This window comes from Agromyces agglutinans, assembly GCF_009647605.1.
GTDB classification, from domain to species: domain Bacteria; phylum Actinomycetota; class Actinomycetes; order Actinomycetales; family Microbacteriaceae; genus Agromyces; species Agromyces agglutinans.
Map to the genome: position 1 here is coordinate 1 of NZ_WJIF01000006.1, position 19548 is coordinate 19548.

The window sequence follows — 19548 nt, forward strand, 5'->3', positions numbered from 1 at the left end:
CGCGCGCCCCCGCCGTGCGTCCCCGCCGCGCGCCCCCGCCGTGCGCCCCCGCCGTGCGCCCCCGCCGCGCGCCCCCGACGCGCGTCGGCGATTCAGGAAGAATTCGGTCTCACCCGGCGTGTGGGATGCTGCGGCGCGGCGCGTCGCCACGGAGTTCCTGAATCGCCGACCGGGCGCGGGCGACACCAGCCGGTGCGGCGAGCCGCTTGCATCGGCATCGAACGTATGTTCGAATAGGTCCATGAGGTGGAGCGGGCAGGAGTTGGGCGTCGCGAACGCCGACGCACTGCCCGGGCTCGCGAAGCTCAACAACCTCGTGCGCTCGGTGCAGACACCCGAGTTCGCGGGTGTGACCTTCCACGAGGTGCTCGCGAAGTCGGCGCTCAACCACGTTCCGGGCGCCTCCGCGATGCCCTTCGCGTGGACCATCAACCCCTTCCGGGGCTGCAGCCATGCTTGCTCATACTGCTTCGCCCGCCCAACCCACGAGTACCTCGACCTCGACGCGGGCGACGACTTCGACCGGCAGATCATCGTCAAGGTCAACGTCGGCGACGTGCTCCGTAAAGAGCTGGCCCGGCCGTCGTGGCGGCACGAGCACGTCGCGCTCGGCACGAACACCGATCCGTACCAGCGCGCCGAGGGCCGGTACTCGCTCATGCCCGACATCATCGAGGCGCTCGCGACGAGCGGCACGCCGCTCAGCATCCTCACGAAGGGCACGCTGCTGCGTCGCGACCTCCCGCTGCTGAAGGATGCCTCGGCCCACGCGCCGGTCGACCTCGCGATGTCGATCGCGGTGTACGACCACGACCTGCAGCAGTCCGTCGAGCCAGGTACCCCGTCGACCAAGGCGAGGCTGCAGACCGTCACCGCCGTACGCGACGCGGGGTTCGACTGCGGCGTGTTCCTGATGCCGATCCTCCCGTACCTCACCGACACCCGGGCGCACCTCGACGACGCCATCCGGCAGGCGAAGGAGGCGGGCGCCACGCACGTCACCTGGGCGGCCCTGCACCTGCGCGGTTCGGTGAAGCCGTGGTTCATGCAGTGGCTCGAGCGGGAGCATCCCGACCTGGTGCCGAAGTACCGGTCGATGTACTACGGACGCAACGCATACGCGCCGAAGGAGTACCGCGCGTGGCTCGGTGAACGCATGCGGCCCATCCTGCGTGCGCGCGGCATGGGTACGCGCGCGCCCGATCCGACGACGGGCGGAGTCCGCTCGAGTGCGCTCCGCGGTACAGTGCCGCGGGCGGGCGCAGCGACGGCGACGAGCCGGCAGCCGGTGCCGGACTTCGCGCCGCCGCCGGATCCGTCGGCGCTCTTCTGACGGCCGCACGTCGGCTCTCCTGCCCGCTCGCCGCCGCCCAGCGCAACATTCCGTTCGCGGAACGTTCATTTCCCGTGGCGAGAGCGCTCCCGGTGCGATAATCCGCAGGAGACGCGATACCGCCGTCTCGCACGAGAACGCGACCCGGAGGGATCATGGCGCTGGGGCTACCCGAGCATCTGGCGCGCGACACGCTCAGCCACGGGCTCAACCGCGCGGCGCAGGCTGCCGCGCTGGTGTGCCTGCTCGCCGCGATCGGCGTCGCGATCACGAGTGCGCTGACGGGCGAGTACCCCGAACGCTGGTGGGTAGTCCTCGGCTGCCTGGCGATGGCGGGACTGCTGGCGCTCGTGGCCTTCCTGCCGTCGGTGCTCACGGTGATCGCGTTCCTCGCAGCCGGCGCCGGGGTGGTCTTCATGGCCACGACGCTGGTGCTCACTCCGGATTCGATGTTCCCCGACGTGAACAACCCGCTCATCGGACTGCCGCTCGCCGCGATGGTGCTCGTCGGCGGTCCGGGCGCCGGGACGTGGACCGCGGTCGCCTGGACCCTCGTCGCCTACCTCGCGGGCGAGGCCGCGGTCTTCGCGGGCGGCTTGACGCTCGGCCATCCGTGGGCGCCGAGCCTGGTGCCGACGTTCGCGCTCGTGATCGTGCTGATCGTGCGGGCGTACGACGGCCTCACCCGCCGCGGCCAGCCCCGTCGGCGCACCGGTCTGCACCAGGCGAGCCAGCGCGCGCGCGACCTGAGCCTGCGCCACGACTTCGAGTTGCGCGCCACCGCCCGGCTCAACGACATCGCGCTCAGCCACCTCGTCGAGATCGCGGCATCGGGCTCGGGCCAGGTCGACGAGCGCCTTCGCGCCGGCATCCGCCGCGACCTCAGCCTCATCGTCGGCCGCGACTGGGCGATCGACCATTCGCGCGAGGCCCACACGTTCGCGGCGCCCGACGGCGAGGCGCCCGGCACGACGACGAGTACCCTGAGTCGCCCGGATCCCCGCGCCTTCGGCGGAGCATCGGATGCCGCATCCGACGCCCTGCCCGGCACCGAGCCGGCCGACCTCCTTCCCGAAGCCTTCGAGGCCGCGGCGACCGCGGGCGTGACCGTGCAGGTCACGGGCGACCTCGGCGTCGTCGCGCACCTCACGCCCGAGCGCCGCGACGCCCTCGACGGCGCTGTGGCGCAGTGCCTCGTGAACGTGGGGCGGCACGCCGGCGTCGGCATCGCCGAGATCGTCGCCGGCAGCGGTGGGGGCGAGGTGACGATCGCCGTGATCGACGAGGGCGACGGCTTCGATCCCGCCGGCGTGCCCGCCGATCGAATCGGCATCCGCATCTCGATCCAGGCGCGGCTCGAGCAATTCGGCGGCACGGTGCGCCTCTGGTCGACGGCGGGCATCGGCACGACGGTCGTGCTCACGCTGCCGATGGAGGGGCGATCATGACGAGGGTGCTCCGCCTCAGCCAGCAGGCGATCGATCCGCTCGGCGCGATCACGTCCATGGGCATCACGTGGATCGGCGCGGGTCTCGCGGGGGTGATCCCGATCGTCACGGCGATCGCTCATGCCGACGAGATGGTCAACCCCGCGGCATCCGTCGTCGGGGTCGTGTTCGCGATCATGGCGAGCGTCGCCGCGGCGGCGGGCGTGGCGCCGAGCCGGGCGCCGTTCACCTCCGAACGGCTCGCGCTCGTGACGACGCTCGCGCTCGTCGCGGCGATCGCGGAGTACGTCTCGACGGCCGGACGCAACCGCTTCGTCTACGACGACTACGGGCCGGCGATCATCGGCATCCTGCTGCTCTCGCTCGCACCCTTCTGCACGTGGGTGTCCCTCGCGGCGGCGGGCGTGTTCTCGTCGGGGGTGCTCTCGGTGCTGGTGCTCGGCGTCGCCCGTTCGACCGCGACCTCGGCACCGCTGCCGGCGTACCTCATCGTGAACGCCGCGGGCGTGCTCGCCTTCACCGCCGCGGCCGTCGCCTACTCGGTCACCGTGGTGGGCGGCATCCTCGCTTGGCAGCGCGAGGCGAATCGCGAGGCGCTGCGGCGCGACCGCGAACGCGACGCGGGCGTCGACGCGCGCTCGCCCATGTCGCGCGTGTCGATGCTGCGCCGCGAGGTGCTGCCGTTCCTCGCCCAGGTCATGACGTCCGACCGGATCTCGGTGCAGGACGCCGACCGGGCGCGCGAGCTCGCCGAGGAGTTGCGCCGTGCGCTGCGGGCCGGCATCGACTCGACGTGGCTCGACGACCTCGCCGCGAGCCTCGTCGCTCCCGGCGGAGCATCCGTGCAGGTCATCGACCCGGGAGCCGACGCGCGACACTTCATCGACGACCAGCGCACGGCGGTCACCGCCCTGCTGAGCTGGCTCGCCGGTGGCGACCGGGCGTCATCGATCACCGTGCGCACCGAGCGCGACACGGGCGACGCCGGTGGCCGGCTCGTCGTCGAGGCCGAACGCGGGCGCGAGTCGATCTCGCGGCGCGAGTTCGAACGGTTCGCGGCCGTCGCGCGGTCGGTCGGACTTGGCACGAAGACGGACTTCGCCGATGACCGCGTGCGGGTCGAGCTCGCGTACGCGGCGGAGTGAGACGGCGCCCGATCGCGGCGGCGTGACGCCGTCGGGTCGCGGCCGGGTACGATCGTTGCGATGGCCAAGCTCTACTTCCGCTACGGCGCGATGAACTCGGGCAAGTCGACGGCGCTGCTGCAGGCGGCCTTCAACTACGAGGAGCGCGGCCACGAGGTGCTGCTCGCGAAGCCGTCGGTCGACACGAAGGGCGATCGCAACATCGTCTCGCGGCTCGGCATGACACGAGAGGTCGACTTCACGATCTCGCCCGGCGAGGGCGTGCTCGACGCGTTCCAGCACCACCGCACGCGGGTGATCGAGCAGACCGGGCGCGACGTGAGCTGCCTGCTCGTCGACGAGGCGCAGTTCCTCACCACGCGCCAGGTCGACGACCTGCTGCGCATCGCGTTGCTCGACGCGATCCCGGTGCTCGCGTACGGCATCCGCACCGACTTCCAGACGGTCGCGTTCCCGGGCAGTCGGCGCCTGCTGGAGGTCGCGCACAGCCTCGAGGAGCTGAAGACGATCTGCCGCTGCGGCCGCAAGGCGATCTTCAACGGGCGCACCATCGACGGCCGCTTCGTGTTCGACGGCGACCAGGTCGCGATCGACGGCGCCGAGGTCGCCTACGAGTCGCTCTGCGGCGTCTGCTACCTCCAGGAGTCGGGCGGCGTGCTCGACGGGCACCCCGCGCCGGCCGGCTCGTCGGTCGAGTAGCGACCGACGGGGCGCCGACGAACTCACCCGACCAGCAGCGCCACGAGCAGCCCGTTGTAGACCGCGTGCGCGATGATCGCGCCGCCGAGGCGTCCGGTGAGCACCGCGAGCGCGCCGGCCGCCAGGCCGAACGCGAACGCGGATGCCCCGGTCACGAGCGCCGTCGCGGGGGTCGGAGCCTCGACGGTGTGCAGCAGCCCGAACAACACCGCGCTGACGACGACCCCGATCGCGGCGGCCGTGCGGCTCCCGGCGCCCGACGCCACAGCGCTGTCGCGCACGGCCGGCACGACGAGTCCGCGGAAGAACCACTCCTCGACGAACGGCCCGACGAGGATCGGCGCCACGACGAGCGCGAGCCAGGCCGTGGCCGGGTCGACCTCGAGCTGCACGCCGCTGCCCGACATCCGGCCGAGCACGGCGATCTCGATCGCCGCGGCGACTCCGCGCAGGACGAGCGCGACGCCGACGCCCCACAGCAGGTCGATGGGCCGGAACGCCAGGGGCACGAGCGCCGGCCGGCTGTCGGCCGAGGCATCCGATCGCGTCTCGGCGGGCAACGTGTCGGCGGGCAACGTTCCCGCCCGTGGCATCCCCGCCCGCCGCCACGCGACCAGCGTCGCGATCGCGAGCGGCAGCCAGACGACGAGGTAGGCGCCGATCGCCTGCGCGACCGGGGGCAGCACGACCGTGCGCACGACCTGCGCCCAGACCAGGATCCCCGCGAGCGCGAGCAGGATTCCGATCGCGGCATCCCGCAGCCCGGCATTCGCCCCGTGCCCACCCACGTACGCGAGCGTAGCGGCGTGACGACTCGCGATGAGCGGTCGCAGGGCGGCGCGCGCGATCCCGCGGCGTTTTCCGTCACCGTTCTTGCGCCAGGACGCAGTGCATGTGGGAGCATGAACCCAGCGACACCATCAGTGGGGACTGACGAAGCGGGGGCTTGTGGAGCTGCGTGACTACATCCGCATCTTGCGGCAGAACTGGGTGATCATCGTGGCCTGCGTGCTGCTCGGCATCGGGGCGGGCGCGGTCTACTCGCTCACGCAGACGCCGCTGTACAGCTCATCGGCGAAGGTGTTCGTGTCGACGTCGAACGGCGGCACCATCGGCGAGCTGACCCAGGGCAGCACGTTCACGCAGCAGCGCGTGACGACGTACGCCGATCTCGTGGGCACACCGATCGTGCTGCTCCCGGTCGTCGGCGACCTCCAACTCGACCTGACCGGTGAGGAGCTCACGCGCAAGGTGAGCGCGGCGGCCCTGCCCGACACGACCCTGATCGAGATCACGGTGACCGATCCCGATCCCGCGCTCGCCGCCGAGATCGCGACGGCCGTCTCCGAGAGCCTCACCAAGGTGGTCGCGTCGATCGAGACGACGCAGACGACGGATGCCGCGGGCGAGACGACCTCCGCATCGCCGGTGAGCCTCACGCTCGTGCAGCACGCCGCGGTGCCGCAGAAGCCGATCAGCCCGAACGTGCCGCTGAACATCGTGCTCGGCGCGTTCATCGGGCTCGCCCTCGGCATCGGCATCGCCGTGCTGCGCGCAACGCTCGACACGCGCATCCGCAGTGAGCGCGACGTCGAGCTCATCACCGATACCCCGGTCATCGGCGGCATCGTCTTCGATCCCAAGGCGAAGGAGCGCCCGCTGATCGTGCACGCCGATCCGCACTCGCCGCGTGCGGAATCGTTCCGATCGCTGCGCACGAACCTGCAGTTCCTCGATCTCGATCGAGCCGACCGTGCGTTCGTCGTGACGTCGTCGGTCGAGGCCGAGGGCAAGTCGACGACGGCCGCGAACCTGTCGATCGCGCTCGCCGACGCGGGCGCGCGGGTGCTGCTCGTCGACGCCGACCTGCGCCGGCCGAAGGTCGCGAGCTACCTCGGCATCGAGGGCGCCGTCGGCCTCACCGACCTGCTGATCGGGCGTGCGACGCTCGCCGACGTGATCCAGCCGTGGGGGCGCGACCAGATGTTCGTGCTGCCGGCCGGTCAGGTGCCGCCCAACCCGTCGGAGCTGCTCGGCTCGACCGCGATGCTCGAGACGGTGCGCGAGCTGAACCGCGCGTTCGACGTCGTGCTGTTCGACGCACCTCCGCTGCTGCCGGTGACGGATGCCGCGGTGCTCACCCGCGCGGTCGGCGCGGCGATCATCGTCGTCGCGGCAGGGCGTGCGCACAAGGGCCAGCTCAAGGGCGCGATCGACGTGCTCGACAACGTGGATGCCCCGGCCGCAGGCATCGTGCTGACGATGCTGCCGACCAAGGGCCCCGACGCCTACGGCTACGGGCGCTACGGCTACGGGCAGGGGTACGGATACGGCTACGCGCCGCGGGAGACGGTGGGCTAGTGGAGGTGCTCGTCGTGTGCACCGGCAACGTGTGCCGATCGCCGATCGCCGCGCAGCTGCTCGGCGCCCGGCTCGCGCGGCTCGGCATCGAGGCCGACGTGACGAGCGCCGGCACCCGCGCGCTGGTCGGCTCGCCGATGACGCCCGAGGCGATCGACGTGCTCGCCGGTTTCGGCGTCGAACCCGCCGGCCACGCCGCCCGACAGCTCACCGAGGGGCTGGTCCGCGGGTCCGAGCTCATCCTGACCGCGACGCGCGCGCACCGCGCCGAGGTCGCCTCGATGGTGCCGGCCGCCGCGAGGCGGGCGTACACGCTGCACGAGTTCGCGCGCGTGGCATCCGTCGTCAGCCTCGACCGCCCCGACGCAGACGCAACCGACCCGACCGGGCTCCTGCGGAGCCTGGTCGCCGCCGCGCCCACCCAGCGCGGCTTCGCGGCACCCCCCGCGAACCCCGACGACGACGACGTCGTCGATCCGTACCGGCGGCCACCCGAGGTCTACGTCGAGGCGGGTGAGCGCATCGACCTCGCGGTCGCGGCGCTCACCGAAGCCCTCCTCGCTCCGATCGGGCCGGGTGGTCGTGGTGGCGCGTGAGGGCACCCGGGTCGAACTGCGCACCGCACCGCTGACGGTCGTCGCGCTCGTCGTCTTCGTGCTGGTCGACGCGGCACTCGTGTGGTGGGCGTTCGCGTCGGTGCGATCCGATGGTGCTGCGTCGGCCTCCGAGGGGCCGATGCCGACGCTGCCCGGGGCGGCGTCGCCGACCGCCGGTGGTACGCCTGCACCGTCATCGGCGCCGGCCGCGGCGCCGGAGCCGACGGCCGCCGCGGGCGCCCCTGGCGGCAGTCGCGCCGCGACGAGCTCGAGGTACCTGTACGCGGTCGACCCGTCGACGGCCCACCGGGGCGTGCGCGGCGGCTGCCCCGGCCCCGGAACGACCTTCGAGTCGACCACCGACGGGGGAGCGACGTGGACGCCCTCGCCGGTGGAGTTCGCCGACGTGCGCGCGATCGCGCAGGCCGACGCCGACGTGATCGTCGTGATCGCGAGGGATGCCGCGACCTGCGGTCTGGGCGCGTTCTGGAGCTTCGTCGACGGGGACGATTGGGAGCCCGCGGGCGAGTACCAATCGCCGTGGACGGCGGATGCCGCCACCGTGACCTCGCCGGCAGGGCAGCCGTCGACGCCATGCGGCGACGACGGGAGTGGCGTCGCCGATGTCGCCGGGCGCGGCACGGCCGAGGCCGTTGCGCTCTGCGCCGATGGTTCGTTGGTGACGACGTCGGACGCCGGGGCGACCTGGTCGGCCGCGCCGCCCGTGGAGGGCGCGGTCGCGGTCGCGGCGGCATCCGATCGGTACCTGGTCGCCGTCGCCGGCAGCGACGGTTGCGAGGGTCTTCGCGTCATTCCCGTCGGCGGTGGTGAGGCGTCGTCGATCGGATGCCTCGCCGCCGAGGTCGTGCCGGGGGAGACGGCCGTCGACGTCGCGGGTGACGGCACGATCTGGGTGTGGTCGGGAGACGTGATCGCGCGCTCGGGCGACGGTGGTGCGACATGGTGATGCGCGCGACCGGGCCCATCGCGAGGGCGACATCGACGACCGAGTGGGCGTCGCAGCTTGCCGCGCGAGTGCGCATCACCGACCTGCTCGTGCTGCTCTGGGTCGTCTTCGGCGTGCAGATCGGCTGGGTGGGCCTCGACCGAACGGCGAGTGGATTCAGCGGCTCGCGCGGCGACATCACGATCAGCTACACCGTCGTCTCGCTGGTCATCGTCGCCGCATGGATGCTCGCGCTCGAGCTGTTCGACACGCGCTCGCCGCGCGTGCTCGGCGTCGGCACGCAGGAATACCGGGGCATCGCCGACGGGGCGGTGCGGCTGTTCGGGCTGGTCGCGATCGTCGCGTTCCTCTTCAAGATCGACGTCGCGCGCGGATACATCCTGATCGCGTTTCCGCTCGGGGTGCTCGTGCTGCTGCTGTCGCGGTGGACGTGGCGGCAGTGGCTCGGCATGATGCGGCGGCGCGGGCAGTTGGCGTCGCGCGTGCTGCTCGTGGGGTCGGAGGCGACCGTCACGACGATCGCCCGCGAGTTCGCGCGGATGCCGGAGGCCGGTTACCGCGTCGTCGGCGCTTGCGTTCCCGCAGGGGCCGGTGACGTGTTGCCGGGCACGCGGATCCCCGTCGTGCACGGCCTCGCGAACTCGCTCGCGGTCATGCGCGATTTCGGTGCCGACACGGTGGTCATCACCAGCTCGGACGAACTCGGGCCGGAGCAGGTGAAGCGGCTGAGCTGGGGACTCACACCGGGCGCCGAGCACCTGGTCGTCGCGCCGAGCCTCATCGACATCGGCGGTCCGCGCATCCGCACCCGGCCGGTCGCCGGGCTGCCGCTCATGCACGTGGAGACGCCGAAGTTCGAAGGGCGCAAGCTCGTCGCGAAGCGGATCTTCGACCTCGTCGTCGGCTTCGGCATCGTCGCGGTGCTGTCTCCGCTGCTCGCCGTGGTCGCCATCACGGTGAAGCTGTCGTCGCCGGGGCCCGTGCTGTTCCGGCAACAGCGGATCGGCAAGAACGGGAAGCCGTTCGAGATGTACAAGTTCCGGTCGATGGTGGTGGGCGCCGATGCGCAGCTGGCTCAGTTGCTCGCGGAGCAGGGCACCGGCGAAGTGCCCCTGTTCAAGGTCGCGAACGATCCGCGGATCACGCCCATCGGGCGCTTCATCAGGAAGTACTCGCTCGACGAACTGCCGCAGCTCTTCAACGTGCTCGGCGGCTCGATGAGCCTCGTCGGACCCCGGCCGCAGGTGCCGGCCGAGGTCGAACTCTACGATCGCGGCGCGCACCGCCGCCTGCTCGTGCAGCCCGGCATGACCGGGCTCTGGCAGGTCAGCGGTCGATCGATGCTCAGCTGGGAGGACGCCATCCGGATCGATTTGTTCTATGTCGAGAACTGGTCGCTGACGGGGGACCTGATGATCATGCTGCGGACGGCGCGCGCGGTGTTCCTGCCAGCAGGGAGCGCGATATGACCGGGGACCGGCTTCCGGAGCGGGTCGTGCCCGAAGCAGTCGCCGCTCCTGTGATGACGACGCTCGATGTCGTCGTCGTGACCTACGGCCGCAGCGACCTCGTTCGGGAATGCCTGAGCTCGCTTCAGGCCGCTCGTCCAGCGACGCCGATGACCGTGATGGTGGTGGACAATGCGTCGCCAGACGACACGCCTGACGTTGTCGGGCGTGAATTCCCCTGGGTCGAACTGAGGCGTCGGCCGACGAATGACGGCTTCGCCGTGGCCAACAACGCGGTGCTCCGCGACTCCACCGCGAAGTTCGTGCTCCTCCTCAATCCAGACACGCGGATGGAGCCCGGCACCCTCGATCATCTCATCGCGGTCATGGAGGACAATCCGGACATCGGCATGATCGGTTGCCGGCTCCTCACCGCCGACGGCGGGATGGACCACGCGGCTAAGCGGAGCATCCCCACGATCCGATCTGCGATCGCGTACTTCGCCTTGCGTGCGGTCGGACGGAGCGGGTCGGCGTATCTCGCTCCCGAGGTCGGGGATGAAGACTTCGCCGACGTCGACGCCATCAACGGGGCGTTCATGCTCGTGCGGGGCGCTGCGCTCGGTGAGGTCGGGCTGCTCGATGAGACGTATTGGATGTATGCCGAGGATCTCGACTGGTGTGTGCGATTTCGGGCGGCCGGATGGAGGGTCGTGTACGACGGGTCTGTCATCGCTCACCACCTGAAGGGAGGCAGCTCTGACGGCCCACGACGGCTTCGGCTCAACTATCACTTCCACCGCAGCATGGCGGTCTTCTACCGACAGCACAGCCGGAGTGGCAACCCGATGATCGATGGTGTCGCCATTGCTGGAATCTGGAGCCGATTCGCGCTCACATCCCTCTTGAACGGGATGACTCGCGCTGTGCGGAAGTATGAGCGGGAGCGAGCGTGAGCGATCGATCAATTTCGGTTGTCATCCCGACCTACAACCGTGAGACGACCTTGGAACGAGCGATTCGGAGCGTGCTCTCCCAGCAGCACCCTGTGCTCGAGGTGATCGTTGTCGACGACGGCTCGACCGATGGCTCGGTACAGCTCGTTCAGCGCCTTGCGGAGCAGGACGGCCGCGTTCGGCTCATACTGGCCGATCACCGAGGGGCTGCCGCAGCACGCAATCGAGGTGTGGCCGAAGCGAACGGCTCGTTAATCGCCTTCCAAGACAGCGACGACGAATGGACCCCCGACTTCCTCGCAGAACTGTTCCCGCGGGTGGGGGATCGTAACGATATCGTCGCGTTCGCGTCGCACCGTGTGCACTACCGCGATGGAACGATCGACGTTGTTCCGGCAGAACGGGTCGATGATGTCGCTCGCCGGCTGCTCACCCACAGCATCATTTCAACCCAGACCGCGTTGATTCCTCGCCGGCTTCTGCAATCGCACCCTTTCGACGAGCACCTGGCGCGGTTCCAGGACTGGTCGTTGTGGCTGTCCATGATCAGCACGGGCGGCGTCCAATTCGTGCATCGCCCCGTCATCGGGGCGGAGATCTACCGACTTGGCGACAGCATCTCCGAGGGAAGCACGCGCATCCGTTCGCAGAGCCTCCGCCGCATTCTGCGGACCAACCGGGCGCTCTTCCTCAGGCACCCGAAGGCATTGGGCAGGCTGCTCGTCCGTGCCTACCTGCGACCCGGCGTGACGTCGAAGCACACCGCTCCGAGCAGACCCCGCAGCGAGTCTCGGAAAGAGCCGGTATGACCTCGGTTCCACCAGCGATGGAGCCCATGCTCCAGGGGGCCGTCGGTCTCTCTCACCCTGAAGTCGGGCTCGGGCTCAGCGCCCGAGCAGCACGCGGAGTCACGGTCTCGGTCGTCGTCGTCGTCGTCGGAGCGCTCATCAGTTACAAACTCGGCGGGAGATTCGCGGTATCGAATATCGCCCAGATCGTCGGACTCGCCATCTTGATGGTGTCGGTTCCGCGCGCTCTGCGAGCTCGCGATGTCGTGCTCGTATTGCTGAGCCTTGGCGGTGTCCTCGCAGGGGGCCTCGCAGTGAGCAACATCTATGGCTATGGGCTCGCGCTCGAGTACCTGGCGTTCTACACGTTGATGGCGCTCTGGCTCTTCTGGTGCCACGGGGCGTGTCGGCGGCTCGGCGCCCAAGAGGCGATCGCGCACGGATTCGCAGTCGCGATCCCCATCGCATTGCTGGTCATCGTCGCCCAACTCGGACTGGACTTGCAAGGTGGCGCCGATCGGCGACGTCTCGGCTTCGACGACAAGTCCCACGCATCGATCTACTGCTGCTTCCTGGCGTTCGCATCGCTCCGTTTCCTTCGAGGTCGGGCTCGGCTCGTCGTCTCCTTGGTTTTCTTCGTCATCGCGTTCCTCACGATCTCGAGGCTTCCGTTCATCTTCGCTCCTCTGTACTTCGTGGCATTCCTCGGCGAGTATCGCCGAGTTCGCGCGGAGGCGAAGACCCCACTCGACGTCTATGTCGTCCATCTCCTCATGGCGGGCGTGGTCCTGACGCCGGTTTTGCTCGCGGCCCGCGCCGCGGGCTTGTTCGCATCGTTTGGCCGAGTGTTCCAAGCTGGGGAGCGGACGGATGCTTCGACCCAGGCGCACCTCCTTCTCCTGGAATACGCCGCGCGCCTCAAGATCGCGGATCCGGGCTCTTTCCTATTCGGTGTCACGCCAGGCGGATTCGCTTCTGTTCTGGCGCGTAGCGACATTGATATATCGTCGTTCGCGGCCATCGACCCGCCGGGCTACGAAAAGGTACTCGAAGGAATTGCCCCGATGCATTCCAGCCTCGGCTCGATCCTGCTCGAGTTCCCGATCTGGGTCGCAGCGGGCTACCTCGTGCTCGCGGCATGGGCGCTCTGGGCCCTCCTGCGGCGCGGTGAGACCGTGCTCGCACTGTTCCTGGTGTCGTTCTTCGTTGCCACGGTGTTCTACTCGAGCCAGACCGAGCTCTATTTCGCGGTGGCATGGACGGCGGTCATCGCGATGGCGACGACGCCCTCAGTCGCGCCAAGCCGGGCCGGGCGAGAGAATGCCGGGAGCGTCGGGCAAAGGGCTCACCGATCGCGAACCAGGCGGGGTTCCGCGACCGCGATGGGGGATGAATGAGCGACCCGGTGAATCATCCGAACGAACCGGCCGTGTTCGCCTGGCTCAGCGGGCAGGCGGACAACATCGGTGATTCGATGCTGCGTCGCGCGTACGCGCAAGCCCTCGCGGCCTGCGGAAGGGTAGAGGCCTGGGTCGGCAACCCAGACTCGGGATACGCGTCCGGTCTCGGTCTCTCGCGTGACTCGATGAACAGTGGATACTTCAGATGGGTCGGCCGGTTCGCTCGCTCAGCTTGGTCCGGATCCGCCGTATTCGCATTCAATGCCGGCGAGTTTGTTCCGACCAAGAAGTACGTGGCGGGTCTCATTTTCATGCTCCCCGTGATTGCGCTCCATCGCCTGCGAGGCGGCCGGATCGTGTGGATGGGTGCCGGGGTCCGCCGAGGGCATCGTCTTCTGATGCATCCCTTTCGGCTCCTGGCGCGATGGAGTGACCCACTGCGCTTCAGAGATGTCGAGTCGACCCGGATCGTTGGGATGGGGAAGACGATGCCCGATTGGGGCTTCGCGCTGGGCACCGGTGGAGCACTCGTCGTCGGTGCCCCGATCGAACCGGCCGGTGCGAACACGCCGCGCGACTACATCGCCGTCGTTCTGAGGGGTGATCGTCGGCCTCCGAGCGACAGTTGGGTCGCTGCCGTCGAACGACTCGCTGCGAGGACGAACACGAAGGTCGTCGTGGTCGTTCAGGTCGAACGCGATCGCGCGGCGGCGGAGGCGCTGGGCGCCAGACTCGATTGCCGGATCATTCGCTGGAATCCGTCTGTCGATCATCGCCAGCAGGAAGCTCGTGTCCGTGCAGAATATGGGCGATGCCGCGCGGTGATCTCGGACAGGCTCCATGCCCTGATCATGGGCGCGACTGAAGGTGCAGTTCCCCTCGGCTGGTGCGAGACAGCGACCGATAAGGTCTCGCGTCATTTCGAACTCATCGACGCTGATTGGTTGCGTCCTCCCGGAGATGGACCAACGGAAGCCCTCGACGCGCTCACGCCCGATGCGCTGGAGACGATGCGTATCGAAACGCTGTCCGCAGTGGCGCGGGCTCGTGCCGAACTCCGCGAGGCTGCCGACAGTCTGGTACGCCGAGTCGTGGTGGACGCATGATCAGGGTCATGCACACGCTCCAGGCGCCCGATGGGACCACGCGCTATGTCGACCATATGATCGGCGCCGCGCCCCCGGGTGTGCGGATCATGACGTTCACCTGGGGACGCGCCATCTTCGGCCGCTACGACGTCCTTCACGTGCACTGGCCGGAATCCCTTGTTCGACACCCGAGGCTGGCCGGGCGAGCGGCCAAGCGGATGCTTCTGGAGATGCTCCTCGCGAGACTGAGGCTCACTCGAACACCGATCGTGCGAACGATTCATAACGTTGCGCCGCACGAGCCGGGGGATTCGGCGGAGGCTCGCGTGCTCGGCCGGATCGACCGCCGCACGGACTTCTGGATCCTCTTGCAGCCAGGTACGCCGAGTCCGAACGAGGCGCGTTCGATGGTCATCCGCCATGGTCATTATCGCGGGGTGTTCCAGAGCGAGGTGGCAGCCGTCCGCGGGCGCATGCTGCAATTCGGACTGCTTCGTCCCTACAAAGGAGTGGAGGCGCTGATTGCCGCGTTCGCTGAGCTAGACGATCCCCGGGGGCAACTCCGTATCGTCGGGAGGCCGCACTCGGCGGACTTCGAGGCTGCCCTGAGACGCCGTGCCGAGAGAGATCGACGGGTCTCCCTCCGACTGGAGTTCGTTCCGGACGCAGCGCTCATCGATGAGATACGACAGGCGGAACTCGTTGTGCTGCCCTACACGGAAATGCACAATTCCGGAGCGGTGCTCGTCGCGCTGTCGTTGGATAGACCGGTGCTCGTTCCGCGTTCGAGTTCAACCGATTCGCTGGCCGAAGAGGTTGGCGAGAGCTGGGTCCTACGCTACGACGGTCCGCTCGATGCGAAAACCCTGGCTGCGGCCCGGGTGGCAGCTGCCAGCCACCGTCCCGGCCGACCTGACCTCTCGGGACGGGACTGGGCGCGCGTCGGAGAACTCCATGGCGAGGTGTATCGCCTCGCGTTGGTCCCGGACCAACCGAATCGCGCCGCGATCAATCGCGACGCTCGCGCATGACCGCCTGACGTGCGGAGACCAAGCGTGCGAATCGAGCGAAGAGCTTGGCCGGAGCACCGGCGAGCGTCTTCCACGGTGGCACGGCGATTCGGTCGTACTTTGCGATCTCGCGCCGCATCGGTGCGACGAAGCGACTCAGGTCCCCTGAGCTTCGCGCCTCCGCGAACCACGTGAAGCTCAGGGCCGCCATTCGACGGCGCTGGCGGATGAGCCTTCGTCGACGACGATCCACGCGGTGCGCGTCAGGTTCGACGCGCTTCTTGGGCACCGTTTTTCCGGCGGCGATGTCATCAGCCAACCGGACGGCGAGCCCGTCGCGACGATGGCGGAAATTCCCCGCCTGCGAATGCGCCACCTTGTCGGGGCCGACGTCTTCGACGAGAATCTCCCCGCTGCTCATGCCCGCCTCCAGGATGGCGTCCAGAGCCTCGTTTCTCGAGACGATCACGTTCGTCCCCCGCCAGTCGGCTGAGTATTCGGGGAGCCAGGCGTCGCCGAACACGATGTCTGCGGTCTCAGCGAATATGTCGTCGCAGAAGTTGCAGGCCTCGGGCTGGAATGCGCAGTGGCCCCACATTCCGCCGATGAGCGAACGCGTCCGCTGACGAGACGGCTCCGCGTCATTCTCGCGCCATGCGCCGAAGTCGTAGTCGCCAGCCGATCGTTCGGAGTTCTTGACCCGGAAGTCGACGCGCGAGAGTTCCGAGGGCGCGACGCCGGCTTGCCACGCGAGCGCTTCGGCGAAGAATTGGCTTTTCAGGTGCCCGCAGACCAACCCCACGAACATGGTGATTCTCGTCGCGAATCGCTCGTCTTCTCGGCACAGGAGACGAGCAGCCTTGATGAAGCAGGGGATGCCTACCACCGCCACGCGGATGTCCTCGCCGAGGATCGTCTGAAATACCTCTGCGAACGTGGTCGCGTAATACTGCGACTTGCGTCGTTCCTCGATCTCCCGCTCCGAACGGGAGACCGTGAACTCGAAGAGTTCCGGTGCGCTAGCCGTCCTTCCTACGTGGACGATCGCATCGACGAGGCCCTCATCGATGAGCTTCGCGAGCATCCAGGAGGTCATGCCCCCTGAACTGCTCTTCACTCTTTCGGTCTCGCTGGCGACCGAGCCCACGAGGGTGCGGGTGTATGTGCCGATCCGTCGGTCGGTGCGTGCGCCGACCGACGGGTGCGGCGCCCCGAGCGCATCTTCGTCGACGGCGTCGTCGGAGAACGGACATACCCGACTGGCTGCTCGTATCTGATCGCTCGTCGCGTCGCCCAATGACGCTGTGTACAGGCGATTGGTGTTCAGCGTGACGCGCACGGCCCCCGAGGTTGCAGCCGAGCAAGCGCCACATCCGATGCACATGCCGCGCGCAATGGTCTCTTCGATTCCATGCACAGTGATTCCCCGCCCCCAAAGTCCACTTCGACCGACTCTAGTCGGCCCGCGTGCGCCGCGCTCGCGTGTAAGAGGACTCTGCTAGCCTGATCGTCCGTCGCGGGCCTGAGGGGGAAGGTGGGGGCGAGTGGTCGAACGCCTGGATGGAAAGACCCATCGCGGCCGGCAGCAGCGAGGCTCCGAGTCGGTCGCACTTCGATGACTTCGACGCCACGCGTGCTCATCCGCACCCTGCCTCCCAGCGGGAACTTCGGCGGGGTGCTGCAGGCCTATGCGTTGCAGGAAGTGCTGCGTCAGCTCGGAGCGTCGCCCGTGACGGACGTGAGCCGGGCCGATCGCCCGGACGGTATCCGTGCGAGCACCAAGTACGGGATCAAGAGCGGCTTCTGCCGGATGCCGGGGGCCGACCGGATCGCGCCGCCTGCCTGGCATCGAGAGGTGATCAAGCGGGAGCGCGCCAAGCCGCTCCGTCCGTTCGTCGACCAGCGGATCGCCATGACCGCGATCTACCAGCGCGGGCGGGTGAATCCCGCTGCCCTTGCCGGCACCGACGTCTTCCTCGCCGGGAGCGATCAGGTCTGGCGGCCAGGCTACGGCGACGTCCTTTCGTACCTCTTCGACTTCGCCCCTTCGGGCGCGACGCTGGCCTCGTATGCCGCATCCTTCGGGCGGTCCGATCTGGACGGCTACTCACCCCGGGTGCTCGAGGAGTCGCGAACGCTCGCGCAGCGCTTCGCTGCCATTTCAGTTCGGGAGGCCGACGCAATCCGCATCTGCCAGGAGCGTTGGGGAGTGGACGCCGTCCAGCATGTCGATCCCACGATGCTGCTGACGGCGGAACACTATCGAGATTTCGCGCAAACGAGTGAAGATGATCACAGTGGCCGACCGTACCTCTTGTCTTTTCTCCTCGACCAGACGTCCACGATGTCCGCCGCCGTCTCTCACGTCACCGCGGCACTCGGCATCGCCCATCGAGATCTCCTGCCCCGATGGCCTCAGCGCGCCAGGGAACTTGGCCGGCGCGCACCTGGGATCCCAACCGTGGAGCAGTGGCTGGGCGCGTTCGCGGACTCGTCGTTCGTCATCACGGATTCCTTCCATGGCACCGTGTTCGCTGTGCTGAACCGAAAGCCCTTCATCACGCTGGCCAACAGCTTCCGGGGGGTGGCTCGGTTCACGTCGTTGTTGGGCTTGCTCGGCCTGTCGGATCGGCTCGTCTACGACGGGCGCGCCGACGAGTTGAACAGGGCTTTCGACCATGTCATCGACTGGGGCGACGTGAACGCACGGGTCGATATCGAAAGGCGCCGCGGTCGTGAGTATCTCTCGTCGCTCTTGAACGCGTCAGGCTCGTCGTCTCAGACCACCTTCGTCGATGCCTGAGGGAGACGATCTCGGGCGCAAGGCAGTGCGCTCCATCACCTGGGTCATCGCCGAAAGGTGGAGCTCTCGGGTACTCACGTTGGTGGTATTCGCTGTGCTCACGCGATTGCTCACCCCCGCCGAATTCGGACTCGTCTCACTTGCCACCGCGTTCGTAGTGGTCCTGCAAGTCTTCGTCGACTCGGGGCTGAGCAAGGCGTTGATACAGCGCAAGGAGCTTGCTGAGAAGGACGCGTCCACCGCGTTCTGGACATCGCTCGGCTTGGCGTTCGTCCTCTACGCGGCGTTGTTCCTCGCGGCGCCGTTGATCGCTCAACTGTTTGATCAGCCCGCACTCGTGCTGGTGTTGCGCGTGATGGGTGCCGGCCTTCCCTTGACCGCGTTGTCGGCCACGCCCGCCGCGCTATTGGAGCGCGACTTCAAGTTCGGCGTGCTCTCGGTGCGTCAACTCGTCGGTACTGTGGGGGGTTCACTGCTCGCCATCCCCGTGGCCGTCCTGGGCGGGGGGGTATGGGCACTCGTCGTGCAGTTCCTGGCCGCAGCACTCATCTCGGTGGTGACGATGTGGGCATCGACGCCGTGGCGACCCCGTTTCGAGTTCTCGCTCGACTCGCTGCGAAGCCTTTGGGGTGTCGGTATCAGCATCCTCGGCATCGGCCTGCTCGACGCGGTGTACGCGAATGTCGACAAGATCATCATCGGCGCTTTCTTCAGCGCGGACGTCCTCGGGTTTTACTTCATCGCACAGCGCGCAGCGGCCATCCTGACGGATTTGGTGACGTCCGTGCTCGCCCGGATCTCGCTGACCACGTACTCGCGCGTGCAGGACGATCTGCCCAGGCTCAACCGGATCTTCCGCCAGTTGACTTTCGTGGCGGGCGCCGTGGCGATCCCGGTGTTCGGGCTCGTCGCGGTCCTCGCTCCACAGCTGTTCCCGCTCGTCTTCGGCGAAGGCTGGGAACAGTCGATCCCGATCTTCTGGATCTTCGCTCCGAACTCCGCCTTGTTCGCGGTGATGTCGTTCGACCGGTCCGTCATGATCGCAACCGGGCACGAGAAAGCCGCGCTTCTGCTCGCGTTCGGCCAGAACGTTCTTGGGGTGCTTCTTGCGTTCGTGCTTCTGCCATTCGGAATCCTAGGGGTGGCGTTGTCACGCTGGGCGCGCCTCCTGCTCTGGCCTGTGCGTCTCGGGTTGCTTCATCGTTATATCCAGCTCCCCGTTGGGCACTATCTGCTCCAAGTCGCTCGCGCGGCTGCCGCGGTCGTTCCAGTGGTGTGCGGCGTCGGATTGCTCCAGCTCACGCCATGGGCCGAAGGGCCACACGCGTTCTGGGCGTTTGCGCTCCCCTTGGCGGTGATCGGGCTGGTGACCTACGCCGGGCTGCTCTGGTTGATCGCCGGCGACGACAATCGCGTGCTGATTCGGCGATCGCTCGCGCCGATCCTGCGGCGAGCCCGCAAGCGTCGCAACGATTCCTGAATGGCGGACGACTCGGCGCGAGCGCT

Annotated in this window: 17 protein-coding genes; 15 read left to right on the plus strand and 2 right to left on the minus strand. The window is 68.4% G+C overall.

Annotation, left to right across the window (positions count from 1 at the left end):
* Positions 1–241 precede the first annotated feature (241 nt).
* From GE115_RS11165 to GE115_RS11180, 4 genes are all read left to right on the plus strand, one after another.
* Positions 242–1333, plus strand: a complete 1092-nt coding sequence (locus GE115_RS11165; protein ID WP_153684884.1) for an Rv2578c family radical SAM protein — start codon at positions 242–244, stop codon at positions 1331–1333.
* Between the two features lie 155 nt (positions 1334–1488).
* Positions 1489–2781, plus strand: coding sequence for a hypothetical protein (locus GE115_RS11170; RefSeq protein ID WP_153684885.1), 1293 nt, complete (start codon positions 1489–1491; stop codon positions 2779–2781).
* Positions 2778–3926 carry a hypothetical protein gene (locus GE115_RS11175; RefSeq protein WP_153684886.1) on the plus strand — a complete coding sequence of 383 codons (1149 nt, stop codon included), beginning with the start codon at positions 2778–2780 and terminating at the stop codon, positions 3924–3926. The genes GE115_RS11170 and GE115_RS11175 overlap by 4 nt, the downstream gene beginning before the upstream one ends.
* 60 nt (positions 3927–3986) lie before the next feature.
* Positions 3987–4625, plus strand: a complete 639-nt coding sequence (locus GE115_RS11180) for a thymidine kinase (protein ID WP_153684887.1) — start codon at positions 3987–3989, stop codon at positions 4623–4625.
* A gap of 23 nt (positions 4626–4648) precedes the next feature.
* Here GE115_RS11180 and GE115_RS19240 read toward each other — a convergent pair whose 3' ends face one another.
* Positions 4649–5413, minus strand: a complete 765-nt coding sequence (locus GE115_RS19240) for a CPBP family intramembrane glutamic endopeptidase (protein ID WP_153684888.1) — start codon at positions 5411–5413, stop codon at positions 4649–4651.
* Between the two features lie 160 nt (positions 5414–5573).
* On the opposite strand from GE115_RS19240, the gene GE115_RS11190 reads away from it, so the two are divergent.
* From GE115_RS11190 to GE115_RS11230, 9 genes are read left to right on the plus strand one after another with little or no spacing between them, the layout of a single operon-like run.
* Complete coding sequence (locus GE115_RS11190; protein ID WP_312855089.1) at positions 5574–6986, plus strand: tyrosine-protein kinase domain-containing protein; 1413 nt, start codon at positions 5574–5576, stop codon at positions 6984–6986.
* On the plus strand, positions 6986–7582 hold the full coding sequence (locus tag GE115_RS11195) for an arsenate reductase/protein-tyrosine-phosphatase family protein (RefSeq protein ID WP_153684890.1): 597 nt from the start codon (positions 6986–6988) through the stop codon (positions 7580–7582). The genes GE115_RS11190 and GE115_RS11195 overlap by 1 nt, the downstream gene beginning before the upstream one ends.
* On the plus strand, positions 7569–8549 hold the full coding sequence (locus GE115_RS11200) for a beta propeller repeat protein (RefSeq protein ID WP_153684891.1): 981 nt from the start codon (positions 7569–7571) through the stop codon (positions 8547–8549). Before GE115_RS11195 ends, GE115_RS11200 begins: the two co-directional genes overlap by 14 nt.
* Positions 8543–10018, plus strand: coding sequence for a sugar transferase (locus GE115_RS11205; protein WP_246190725.1), 1476 nt, complete (start codon positions 8543–8545; stop codon positions 10016–10018). Before GE115_RS11200 ends, GE115_RS11205 begins: the two co-directional genes overlap by 7 nt.
* Complete coding sequence (locus GE115_RS11210; protein WP_153684892.1) at positions 10015–10953, plus strand: glycosyltransferase family 2 protein; 939 nt, start codon at positions 10015–10017, stop codon at positions 10951–10953. The genes GE115_RS11205 and GE115_RS11210 overlap by 4 nt, the downstream gene beginning before the upstream one ends.
* A complete protein-coding gene (locus GE115_RS11215; RefSeq protein WP_153684893.1) occupies positions 10950–11762 on the plus strand; it encodes a glycosyltransferase family 2 protein in 813 nt (270 codons plus the stop codon). Before GE115_RS11210 ends, GE115_RS11215 begins: the two co-directional genes overlap by 4 nt.
* A gap of 26 nt (positions 11763–11788) precedes the next feature.
* Positions 11789–13138 carry a hypothetical protein gene (locus GE115_RS11220; protein ID WP_153684894.1) on the plus strand — a complete coding sequence of 450 codons (1350 nt, stop codon included), beginning with the start codon at positions 11789–11791 and terminating at the stop codon, positions 13136–13138.
* Entirely contained in the window at positions 13135–14247 is a 1113-nt protein-coding gene (locus GE115_RS11225) for a polysaccharide pyruvyl transferase family protein (RefSeq protein WP_153684895.1), read from the plus strand. The genes GE115_RS11220 and GE115_RS11225 overlap by 4 nt, the downstream gene beginning before the upstream one ends.
* Positions 14248–14255: 8 nt before the next feature.
* Positions 14256–15260, plus strand: coding sequence for a glycosyltransferase (locus GE115_RS11230; RefSeq protein WP_172979855.1), 1005 nt, complete (start codon positions 14256–14258; stop codon positions 15258–15260).
* On the opposite strand, the gene GE115_RS11235 is transcribed toward GE115_RS11230, so the two are convergent.
* The gene (locus GE115_RS11235; protein WP_172979857.1) at positions 15238–16578 is read right to left on the minus strand and encodes a Coenzyme F420 hydrogenase/dehydrogenase, beta subunit C-terminal domain; all 1341 of its coding nucleotides are present in this window, start codon (positions 16576–16578) and stop codon (positions 15238–15240) included. The genes GE115_RS11230 and GE115_RS11235 overlap by 23 nt on opposite strands.
* A gap of 294 nt (positions 16579–16872) precedes the next feature.
* On the opposite strand from GE115_RS11235, the gene GE115_RS11240 reads away from it, so the two are divergent.
* Positions 16873–18042 carry a polysaccharide pyruvyl transferase family protein gene (locus GE115_RS11240; RefSeq protein ID WP_172979859.1) on the plus strand — a complete coding sequence of 390 codons (1170 nt, stop codon included), beginning with the start codon at positions 16873–16875 and terminating at the stop codon, positions 18040–18042.
* A complete protein-coding gene (locus GE115_RS11245) occupies positions 18035–19522 on the plus strand; it encodes a lipopolysaccharide biosynthesis protein (protein ID WP_153684899.1) in 1488 nt (495 codons plus the stop codon). Before GE115_RS11240 ends, GE115_RS11245 begins: the two co-directional genes overlap by 8 nt.
* Positions 19523–19548: the final 26 nt, after the last annotated feature.